The sequence below is a fragment of the Corynebacterium sp. HMSC076D02 genome (assembly GCF_001813815.1).
In the GTDB taxonomy this organism is placed as follows: Bacteria; Actinomycetota; Actinomycetes; order Mycobacteriales; family Mycobacteriaceae; genus Corynebacterium; species Corynebacterium simulans.
On record NZ_KV814071.1, the window covers coordinates 44241 to 54465 of the forward strand.

Annotated in this window: 9 protein-coding genes and 2 pseudogenes; 8 read left to right on the forward strand and 3 right to left on the reverse strand. The window is 62.4% G+C overall.

From position 1 onward, the window contains the following. The 8 genes and pseudogenes from HMPREF2935_RS13645 to HMPREF2935_RS10070 all read left to right on the forward strand — a co-directional run. A pseudogene (locus HMPREF2935_RS13645) lies at positions 1–166 on the forward strand (1,2-phenylacetyl-CoA epoxidase subunit B); the annotation flags it as partial. Beyond that, positions 163–999, forward strand: a complete 837-nt coding sequence (paaC, locus tag HMPREF2935_RS10040) for a 1,2-phenylacetyl-CoA epoxidase subunit PaaC (RefSeq protein ID WP_049152073.1) — start codon at positions 163–165, stop codon at positions 997–999. The pseudogene HMPREF2935_RS13645 and the gene paaC, both read left to right, overlap by 4 nt. Before the next feature lie 27 nt (positions 1000–1026). Further along, positions 1027–1566 carry a 1,2-phenylacetyl-CoA epoxidase subunit PaaD gene (gene paaD, locus HMPREF2935_RS10045; RefSeq protein WP_049146708.1) on the forward strand — a complete coding sequence of 180 codons (540 nt, stop codon included), beginning with the start codon at positions 1027–1029 and terminating at the stop codon, positions 1564–1566. Next, positions 1566–2725 (forward strand): annotated as a pseudogene (gene paaE, locus HMPREF2935_RS10050) (1,2-phenylacetyl-CoA epoxidase subunit PaaE). The gene paaD and the pseudogene paaE overlap by 1 nt, the downstream one beginning before the upstream one ends. Positions 2726–2736: 11 nt before the next feature. Then, entirely contained in the window at positions 2737–3513 is a 777-nt protein-coding gene (locus HMPREF2935_RS10055) for an enoyl-CoA hydratase/isomerase family protein (RefSeq protein WP_049146705.1), read from the forward strand. 42 nt (positions 3514–3555) lie between these two features. Beyond that, positions 3556–4752: a thiolase family protein gene (locus HMPREF2935_RS10060; RefSeq protein ID WP_049146703.1), complete on the forward strand. Its 1197-nt coding sequence runs from the start codon at positions 3556–3558 to the stop codon at positions 4750–4752. Then, the gene (locus HMPREF2935_RS10065; RefSeq protein WP_049146700.1) at positions 4753–5520 is read left to right on the forward strand and encodes an enoyl-CoA hydratase/isomerase family protein; all 768 of its coding nucleotides are present in this window, start codon (positions 4753–4755) and stop codon (positions 5518–5520) included. It begins immediately after the preceding gene. 28 nt (positions 5521–5548) lie between these two features. Then, positions 5549–6400, forward strand: a complete 852-nt coding sequence (locus HMPREF2935_RS10070; protein ID WP_070733050.1) for a 3-hydroxyacyl-CoA dehydrogenase family protein — start codon at positions 5549–5551, stop codon at positions 6398–6400. Here HMPREF2935_RS10070 and HMPREF2935_RS10075 read toward each other — a convergent pair. The 3 genes from HMPREF2935_RS10075 to HMPREF2935_RS10085 form a co-directional block, all read right to left on the reverse strand. Continuing rightward, positions 6388–7125, reverse strand: a complete 738-nt coding sequence (locus tag HMPREF2935_RS10075; RefSeq protein ID WP_070733052.1) for a response regulator — start codon at positions 7123–7125, stop codon at positions 6388–6390. The two genes, HMPREF2935_RS10070 and HMPREF2935_RS10075, sit on opposite strands and share 13 nt — an antisense overlap. Then, the gene (locus tag HMPREF2935_RS10080; RefSeq protein ID WP_070733054.1) at positions 7122–9719 is read right to left on the reverse strand and encodes an ATP-binding protein; all 2598 of its coding nucleotides are present in this window, start codon (positions 9717–9719) and stop codon (positions 7122–7124) included. The genes HMPREF2935_RS10075 and HMPREF2935_RS10080 overlap by 4 nt, the downstream gene beginning before the upstream one ends. Positions 9720–9742: 23 nt before the next feature. Beyond that, positions 9743–10225 (reverse strand): potassium-transporting ATPase subunit C (locus HMPREF2935_RS10085; protein WP_070733056.1); only part of this gene is annotated, 483 nt, incomplete at its 5' end.

Here is a 10225-nt window from a genome sequence, read left to right on the forward strand (position 1 = left end):
CCTCTACACCCGCCGCAACGAAGGCACCTCCGTCTGGGTTGTGCCCAGCGAGGCTATTGCCTCCTCCGACCCTGACTCCAAGGGCGGATTCTTCGAATCCCCGCAGGGCAAGAGCTACCGCCACGCCACCTACTACGACAAGTCAGAAGGAGTGCCGCACCTGTGACTGGATTTGCAGCCGCCGATTCTGCGACCAAGCAATCGCAGGGCAACGGCATCACCGCAGAAGATATCGCCGCCTCCGGCGCAGTCGCCCCCGAGGACACCGCACGCTATGCCCTCATGTTGGGCGATGACGCCCTCATCTTGGCCCAGCGCCTGGGCTGGTGGATTTCGCGCGCACCAGAGATGGAGGAGGACATTGCCCTGGGCAACATCGCCCTCGATCTCATTGGGCATGCCCGCTTCCTGCTGACCTATGCCGGTACCGCCTGGGGCAAGACCGAGGATGACTTGGCTTACTTCCGCAATGAGGAGGAGTTCCGCTCCGCCCGCCTGGTCGAGCAGGAAAACGGCGACTTCGGCTACACCATCGCCCGCCAGCTGCTCTTTTCCTATTACCAGCACGGGCTCTACACCGCCCTGTTGGAGTCCACGGATGAAACCCTGGCAGCTATCGCGGCCAAGGCCATCAAGGAGGTTGAGTACCACGTCGACCACGCCAACCAGTGGATTCTGCGCCTGGGCCTCGGTACCGAGGAATCCCACCGCCGTATCACGGAGGGCTTGATGTACATGTGGCCCTACCTTGACGAGCTCTTCGAGGATCTCCCGCTGCACGAGAAGCTGGCAGCAGAAGGCATCGCTGTTCTGCCTTCGAGCCTGCGCGCGCAGTTCGATGAGCGCATCGCCTATGTCCTCGACAAGGCAGGTCTGGCCATCCCGGACGTCAAGCAGGCTCGCTCCGGGCAGCGCACCGGGCGCTTTTCCGAGCACCGCGGTTTCATCCTCGCGGAGATGCAGTCCTTGGCGCGCCAACACCCCGGCGCGACCTGGTAAAGACAAGGAAAGGACCAAGGTTTCAGCGTGTCCATCACAGATAAGTCCCACCCGCTGCGCCCCACGCAGCCTGACGACGCCCACGTGTGGGACGTCGCTGCCGAGGTACCCGATCCGGAAATCCCCGTCATTTCCATCGCTGACCTTGGGATCCTCCGGGACGCTCGCCTGGAAGACGATACCGCGGTGGTCACGATTACCCCAACCTATTCCGGCTGCCCCGCCATGGAGCACATCACGACGGACATCACCACAGCGCTGACCGACGCCGGCTTTGCCAAGGTGCGTGTCGACCTCGTGCTCCACCCGGCGTGGACCACCGACTGGATGACGGAGACCGGCCGGCAAAACCTCAAGGATTACGGCATTGCGCCTCCCAGCGGTACAACCCGCGCCACGCCGGAAGGTCCTATCCCGCTCACACTCGAACCGCCACCGGCCATCGAATGCCCCCACTGTGGCTCCCGCCGCACACGTAAGCTTGCCCAATTCGGTTCCACGTCCTGCAAGGCTCTCTATAACTGCCAGGACTGTTTGGAGCCCTTCGACTACTTCAAGGTGCACTAATGACCACGACCCCGTCTGCCCCCGCAAAGAAGAAGGCCACGTTCAACACCCTGACCGTGTCCGAGGTGCGCGCCCTGACCGAGGACTCCGTGGAGGTTTCCTTCGCCATTCCTCCGGAGCTCCAGGACGACTATGACTACATCCCCGGCCAGTACGTTGCGCTGCGGGCAACTATCGACGGCCAAGAAGTCCGCCGCTCCTATTCCATCTGCGACGTGCCTCGCGATGGCGTGCTGCGCGTCGCCATCAAGCGCGACCGCGGTGGTGTGTTCTCCACGTGGGCCAACGACACGCTGCAGCCCGGCGACACCATGGACGTGATGAACCCGCAGGGCGCATTCACCTCGAAGACCCACCTGACCGGTCTGAACAATCCTGAGGCTGTCCGCGAGGAGCTGGAGAAGTTAGAGAATCCGCACCTCGTGGCCATCGCCGCGGGATCCGGCATCACGCCGATCATGGCTATCGCCCAGACCGTTCTCCACAGCTCCCCGACACCACATTCGAGCTCATCTTCGCCAACAAAGGCGGCGGTGACGTCATGTTCGCCGAGGAGATTGGTGACCTCAAGGACAAGTTCCCCACGCGCTTTGCCGTGCACCATGTCCTCTCTCGCGAGCAGCGCGTCAATCCGCTGTTCTCTGGGCGCATCGACGCTGAAAAACTCCAGACCCTGCTGGATAACGTCGTGCGCACGGACAACGTCGACGAATGGTTCCTCTGCGGCCCCTTCGAGCTGGTGCAGCTGGTTCGTGATGAGCTGGCCAGCCGCAACGTGGGCGAAAAGGATGTGCGCTACGAGCTGTTCACCACCGGCAAACCTTCTGGGGATCAGAACCAGGCTGGCCGCCACGTCGAGGTCGATCCGGAAGGCGATAACGTCACCATCAACTTCCAGCTCGATGGCCTTTCCGGCTCGGTTGAGTCTCCGGTTTCTGCCAATGAATCCCTGCTCAACGCGGCCCTGCGCGTGCGTTCCGACGTCCCCTTCGCCTGCGCCGGCGGCGTGTGCGGCACCTGCCGCGCCAAGCTGGTCGAGGGCGACGTCGACATGGCGGAGAACTACGCGCTGGAGGCCGATGAGGTCAAGGCCGGCTACATCCTGACCTGCCAGTCGCGCCCCACCACGCCGAACATCGTCCTCGACTTTGACGCCTAGGAGAAACACCCATGATCGACTTACACCACGACGCCGAAGCCGGAATCGTTGAGCTCGTACTCAACAACCCCAAGGCCATCAATTCTCTCGCGGAGGAAGACCTCGCCGAGCTCTCCCGCTCCCTCGATGAGGCCGCGCAGCTTAAGCCCCGCGCGCTCATCCTGCGCGGTGAGGGCAAGGGTTTCTGCGCCGGCCGCAACATCAAGGGGCTCAATCCGCGCGAAGACGACGCCACCGCCTACCTCGCGGACGTTGTCACTCCCGTGCTCAAGAAGATCGACAACTTTCCTGCCCCCACCTTCGCCGCCGTGCACGGTCCCTGCCTCGGCGTGGGTCTTGGCCTCGCCTTGGCCTGTGACGTCGTCTACGTCGCCGAAGACGCCAAGTTCGGCTCCCCGTTTGCCAACCTGGGCGCCACTCTCGATTCGGGAGGGCACTCCCTCTTCGTCGAACGCCTCGGCACACACCGCGCGATGGACCTCATCATTACCGGCGAGCTCATCTCCGGCGCGGAGGCAGTGCGCGCGGGGCTCTTCTCCCGCGCAGTACCGGCAGAGGAACTGCTGGAGTTCACCCGGGGCATCGCCCAGCGCGCAGCCCACGGCGCCACCCAAGCTTTCCTCACCAGCCGCACCCTGGTCCAGGACATCCGCGATAACGGCACCGGGCTGTGGGCCAGCGTCGATGCTGAGAACATTGCCCAAGGCAAACTCTGCGATACCGAGGATTATTACGAGGGCTTTGCAGCTTTCAATGAGAAGCGTCCGCCGGTCTTCCACGGCCGCTAAAACCTCCAGACCTCCTAGAACACACAACAGCTAAGGAATCACATGACTGCATACCTGGTATCCGGCTTCCGCACCCCCGTGGGCCGCTACGGCGGCGCACTGTCCTCGGTTCGCCCCGATGACCTCATGGCCACCGCTATCAAGAAGACGGTGGAGGAGGCCGGACTCGACCCTTCCGCGGTGGATGAAGTCATCATCGGTAACGCTAACGGCGCCGGCGAGGAAAACCGCAACGTTGCCCGCATGTCCTGGTTGCTCGCCGGGTTCCCGGACACCGTACCGGGCATTACGGTCAACCGCCTGTGTGCTTCGGGCATGTCCTCGATTGCCTTGGCCACCGCCCTCGTGGAGTCCGGCCAGGCAGATATCGTCGTGGCGGGCGGCGTCGAATCCATGTCCCGCGCCCCCTGGGTCATGGAAAAGCCAAACAAGCCTTTTGCCAAGCCAGGACAGGTCTTTGATACCTCCATTGGTTGGCGCTTTGCCAACCCGAAGTTCGCGGAGCAGGAGAAGATGACCTACTCCATGCCGGAAACCGCCGAGGAAGTAGCCAACGTCTTTGGCATTAGCCGTGAGGACGCCGATGCCTTTGCGGTGCGTTCCCAAGAACGCGCACTCGCCGCTATCGAGGCCGGCAAGTTCGCCCGGGAAATCGTGCCGGTGGAGGTCACCGACCGCAAGGGCAACGTGACGGTAGTTGACACCGATGAGGGACCCCGCCCCGGCACCACGATGGAGGTCCTAGCCAAGCTGCGCCCGGTGACCTCCCTGGGTGACGTCACCACAGCGGGTAACGCCTCCTCGCTGAACGACGGCGCCTCCTGCGTCATTGTCGCCTCCGACGAGGCCCTCAAGAAGCACAACCTGACCGCACGTGCCCGCGTTGTCGCCAACTCCGCGCGCGGTGTGCGCCCGGAGATCATGGGCACCGGTCCCATCCCGGCGACCCGCGACGTGCTCGAGCGCGCCGGCTGGGAGCTGGACAGCGTGGATGCCATCGAGCTCAACGAAGCTTTTGCCTCACAGTCCATCGCCTGCATCCGCGAGCTGGGCTTGGATGAGGACAAGGTCAACGCCTGGGGCGGCGCCATCGCGCTGGGCCACCCGCTGGGTTCCTCCGGTTCCCGCATCACCTTGACCCTGCTCAACCGCTTAGAAACGGACGGGCTGAGCCGCGGCATCGCCACCATGTGCGTGGGCGTGGGCCAGGGTACCGCGATTGCGATTGAGAGGGTGTAAATGACGACTGCCATTGAGATTTCAACGCGCGGTGAGAGGGACGACATCGTCGTCGCCAAGCTCAACCGCCCCGAGGTGCGCAACGCCATCGATGAGCAGATGGTGGCGGAGTTCCACGAACTCTGCGCGCAGCTCGAGTCCGATCCCCGCATCCTCATCATCACCGGCTGCACGGTGGATACCCCGAAGGGCCCCCGCGGGATCTTCGCCTCCGGGGCGGACATCGCGCAGCTTCGTGAGCGCCGCCGCGAGGATGCCCTCCGTGGCATCAACTCCGGCATCTTCCACCGCATCGCTTCCCTTCCCGCCCCCGTCATCGCGGCGGTGGATGGCTACGCTCTCGGCGGCGGATTGGAGCTGGCGCTGGCCGCCGACTTCCGGGTTGCCACTCCTTTTGCCAAGTTTGGCCAGCCCGAAGCCGGCCTGGGTATCGCTGCCGCCGCGGGTGCCACGTGGCGCCTCAAGGAGTGCGTGGGCACCCCGCTGGCGAAGGAGATCCTGCTGGCCGGGCGCATCCTCAACGGCGAAGAAGCCCTAGCCAGCCACCTGGTCAGCGAACTGCACGAGCCGGATGCGCTTGTCGACGGCGCCCTAGACCTAGCCGGGCGCATCGCCCAGCAAGACCCGTTGGCCGTGCGCTTGACCAAGCAGCTCATTTCCATGCCTGATGCGGCGCACCCGGCGGTGGACAACATCGCCCAGGCCGTGCTCTTTGAGTCCCCCGCCAAGTTTGAGCGGATGCAGGCCTTCCTGGACCGCAAGAAATAAACCTTCCACTCACAAGGAGAGTTAAATCATGTCCCCAGTACTGCAGGTTCCTGCCAAGGTTGGTGTGCTCGGCGGCGGCCGAATGGGCGCCGGCATTGCTCACGCCTTCCTGGCCTCCGGCGCGTCCGTGACCGTGGTGGATATCAACGAGGATGCCGTGGCGGCCGCCCGCGAGCGCGTGCACAAGGCCATCCGCGGCTCCCTCGACCGCGGGGCGGAGGGCACCTTCGAATCCTGGGATGAGCGTCTCAGCTTTTCCACCGCCGCCTCCGCCTTTGCTGGTTTCGACCTCGTGGTTGAGGCAGTTCCAGAATCGATGGATCTCAAGGTAGCCGCCTTCCGGGATATCGCCGAAGCAGCCCCGCAAGCCGTCGTCGCCACCAATACCTCCTCGCTGTCGGTATCGCAGCTGGCGGAAAGCATCCCCAACGATGTCATCGGCCTACACTTCTTCAACCCGGTTCCGGCCTCCAAGCTGGTGGAAGTGGTTGTTGCCGAGTCCACCCCGGACACGCTCGTGGACGCCGCCAAGGGCTGGGTCGAGGGCCTGGGCAAGACCGCAGTGGTGGTCAAGGACGCCCCCGGCTTCGCCTCCTCCCGCCTCGGCGTGGCCATTGCGCTGGAGGCCACCCGCATGGTGGAGGAAGGCGTAGCCTCACCGCACGATATCGACAATGCCATGGTGCTGGGCTACAAATTCCCCATCGGCCCGCTGGAGCTGACCGATATCGTCGGGCTGGACGTACGCCTAGGCATCGCCGAATACCTCGAATCCCAGCTGGGTGAGCGCTTTAGCCCGCCGCAGCTCATGCGCGACATGGTCGCCCGCGGGGAGCTGGGCCGCAAGTCCGGCAAAGGCTTCTACGACTATTCCGAGTAACCGTACTCTTCTCTGCCTGGCTCTGGCACCACAAAGCGATAACCCAAGCCGGGCTCTGTGAGTAGAAAACGTGGGTGGGCGGGGTCATCCTCCATCTTGCGCCTCAACTGGGAGGTGTAAATGCGAAGGTAGTGCCCCTGCCCCTCAAAGCCGGGACCCCAGATCTCAGAGAGCAGGTCCTCCTTGCGCACCAAGCCACCGTGGGCGCGAAGTAGCGTAGTGAGCACGCCCCACTCAGTGGGTGTCAGATGCAGCGGCTCGCCACCTTTGGTGATGGAATGGTGCGGAACATCAATCACGATATCCCCGGCGCGAACCACAGCGATCTCAGTGCGCCTCACCGGACTCTGTGGGCTACCATGCCGCAACGCCACTCTCACGCGGGCTAGAAGCTCCTCCATAGAGAAGGGCTTGGTCACGTAGTCGTCCGCGCCGCGGTCGAGAGCTGCGGCGCTAAACAGCGGATCGGAGCGCGCCGTCAGGATGATGACCGGTACCGCAGACCACCCGCGGATTCCTTCCAACACGACGGTGCCATCCATATCCGGCAGCCCCATGTCCAAAATCACAACGTCTGGCTGCTGCTGCGACACCACCTGTAGTCCCTCTGCGCCTGTACGCGCCCGGTGAACCTCGTAGCCACGAGCCTTGAAGTTAATACTCAACGTATTAAGTAGGCGGGGGTCATCGTCCACAATGGCGATGCTGGTTTTCTTCGTCGTCATTTTTGTTCTCCTCCCGCGACGGGAAACCGCAATATAAAGGTTGCGCCCGGGGTGGCAGCCACCTCGATGCTACCGCCCATGGCCTCTACAAAGCCTTGGACAACAGAAAGACCAAGGCCTACTCCGTTGTCGTTGCTGGTATCACCCAAACGCTGAAACGCTTGGAACAGTTCCTTCTGCTTCTCCGGTGGGATGCCCGGGCCTTCATCGACGACCATCAGTTCTACCTGTTCGGTGGTGGTCTGGGCACTCAAAGTAACGTCGCCGGTTGGCGCATAGCGCAAGGAGTTATCGAAGAGATTGGCCAAGACGCGCTCCATGAGCGCCGTATCCGCGCAGCACGTAACTCCACGCACGCTAGGGTCAAGGTGAATGCGCCCAATTTGCTCTCGGGAATGCCCAAAGGCACAGGAAGCGATGGCGCGATTAGCCACTTCGGCCACCTCGACGATGTCTCGGCGGGCGGTTATGGCGCCAGCTGTGAGCCGGGAGTAATCCAGCAGGTTGGTTACCAATCCGGTAAGTTCCTCGATGCTCGCCGCAGTTTCTGCCAAAAGCATGTCCTGGTCTTCGGGAGTGAATTCAATGTCAGCGTTGCGCAACGAGGACACCGCCAACTTGGCCGTCGCCAGCGGGGTACGCAGGTCGTGGCTCACACTAGACAGCAGCGCTCGGCGCAACTCGTCAGCAGCGGCTATCGCATCTGCGCGCGCGGCCTCAGCAGAGAGCTTTTCGCGGCGAACAATGCCTGCGAGATAGCCCGCTACCACGGTGACCAGACCTCGGTCACGAACAGACAATGCCGGGCCCTCGAGACGCAGCTGAACCGTGCCATCTGCGCTCGCAACAACGGTGTCCACTTCCTGTTCATGGCGAATTTTTTCGGGAATATGAAGGTGTTTCGAGGTGCGTTCGGGGGTAGCTGCGCGCCAGGTGGCAAGAACGTCACCGTTTTCATCCAGCAGCTCTGCTCTACGACAATTAAAAGCCTCCCCCACCTTGCGCATCACGGCATCTTTCGGGGAAGAATCCGCGCGGCGATTCAAGGCGGCGCGGGAAAACACCGTGAGTAGCTCGGCATCGCGCGCAGCAATAGCCGCGTTCGCACGCTCAATCTTGGCGCGGCGCACGAGCATGCCGACGGCCAGCGCAATAGCCACCATGACTACGGCGATCACGGCGTTAGCGGGATCAGCAATATCGAAGGTATGGATCGGCACGGTGAAGAACCAGTTGACCGCTAGGCCGGAAGCCACCGCCACCACTACGGCCGGCCACAGGCCTCCCAGCAAACTGACAAGCAGGATGAGCGCAAAGTAGAACGCGGAACAAGTACCTGTTCCCAAATCCTGACCGTCCGCCTGCACCAACAGCGCAGTGAGCCCCACGAAAGCTAACGCTGAGCTAAGCCACGCGATGGCACGCTGCGGGAAGGGGCGGAAAGGATGCAGCATCCGTGTGAGCGGAAGTGGTTTTTCCGGGGGAAGATTGACTATGTGGCAGTCAATCGAGCCGGATTCACGCAGCACCGTTTCCGCTACCGTACCGTGCCAGTGCACGCCGAAACGACGCCGCGGCGAGACCCCCACTACGAGCTGGGTGGCGTTGACACTCCGGGCAAAATTAAGCAGGGCTTCTGGAACGCTGTCCCCGGTAACCTGGTGCAGTCGTGCGCCCACATCCTGGGCTAAGGACTGCAGCCGGGCGAGCTGTTGCGCTGATCCCCCCACCGAGGAGGAACGAGAGGTGAAGGAATCACCGAAAACAACGTGGACCACGTGCAATTCCGCCGAGGATTTTGTCGCAATGCGCCGCCCGCGGCGGATAAGAGTCTCAGCATGGGCAACGTTTTGGATGGCCACAACCACCCGCTCACGCGCTTCCCACGTTTCGGTGATTTTCTGATCCGAGCGATAAGTGATGAGTGCCTCATCAACCTGATCCGCTAGCCACAGCAGTGCCAACTCGCGCAGCGCGGTGAGATTTCCCACGCGGAAGTAGTTGTTGAGTGCAGGCTCAATGCGTGCCTCACGGTACACGTGGCCGTCGCTCAGACGGGTGCGCAACAGCTGAGGGGAAACGTCAACAAGCTCGATCTCACCGGCAGCACGTACTACCTCGTCCGGCACTGTTTCCTGCGGCGCGATACCCGTGATCTGCTTGATAACGTCGTTGAGGCTCTCCAGATGCTGGATATTGAGAGTCGACATGACGTCAATTCCGGCGTCCAGAATCTGCTCAATGTCTTCCCACCGCTTCTCGTGAACCTCGCCGCGCGGGTTAGAGTGAGCAAACTCATCGACGAGAACGATCTCCGGGTGCCGCTGGATAACCGCCGTGGTGTCCATTTCACCCGCGGAAATGCCCTCGACAGCGCGCCTCGGTACAATCTCCAACCCCTCGCACAGGGCCTTGGTGTACGCGCGCCCGTGGTCTTCCACGACCCCAACGACAACGTCGCGGCCTTGGTCGACCAGCGTGTGCGCTTCGCTGAGCATGGCGCAGGTTTTGCCCGCGCCGGGAGCGGCGCCCAACAGAATCTTCAGGGTGCCGCGTTTGACCCGCGTCGGGGGTGTCGTCGGTTCGGTCAACATTGCTTCATCTTATGAGCTGATCTTTATGAGCAGGAGGTAGGCGTGGGCAATGCAATGTTGAGTGTGGTCACATTTACCGTGTCCTCACCCAAGAAACCCAGGCTGGCATGCTCAGTATTGTCTGCAATCAGCTTCTTCACGTCTTCGATACGCATACTCTGTTCCCGGGCCACACGCGGAGCCTGCAGCTCCGCGTACTCAGGGCTGATGCCGGAATCCACGCCGGAACCGGAGCCGGTAACGGCATCGGCAGGCACGTGCTCCACTGATACGCCTTCGCGCTGAGCAATCTCCTCTCGGCGTTCACGGATGGCCTTCTCTAGCTCCGTGCTTGATGTGCCGTAGTTACTCATACCTTCCGCGCGGGCGAAGAAGTAGGGGCCATTTTCCAAGCCATCCTGAATCTGAGTGGAACCGACCAGGCATTCACCTTGGTAGATAAGGTTTCCCTCGGCAGATTTCGGGGTGATGCGAGATATTCCCCACACCGCGGCCGGATAGATCAT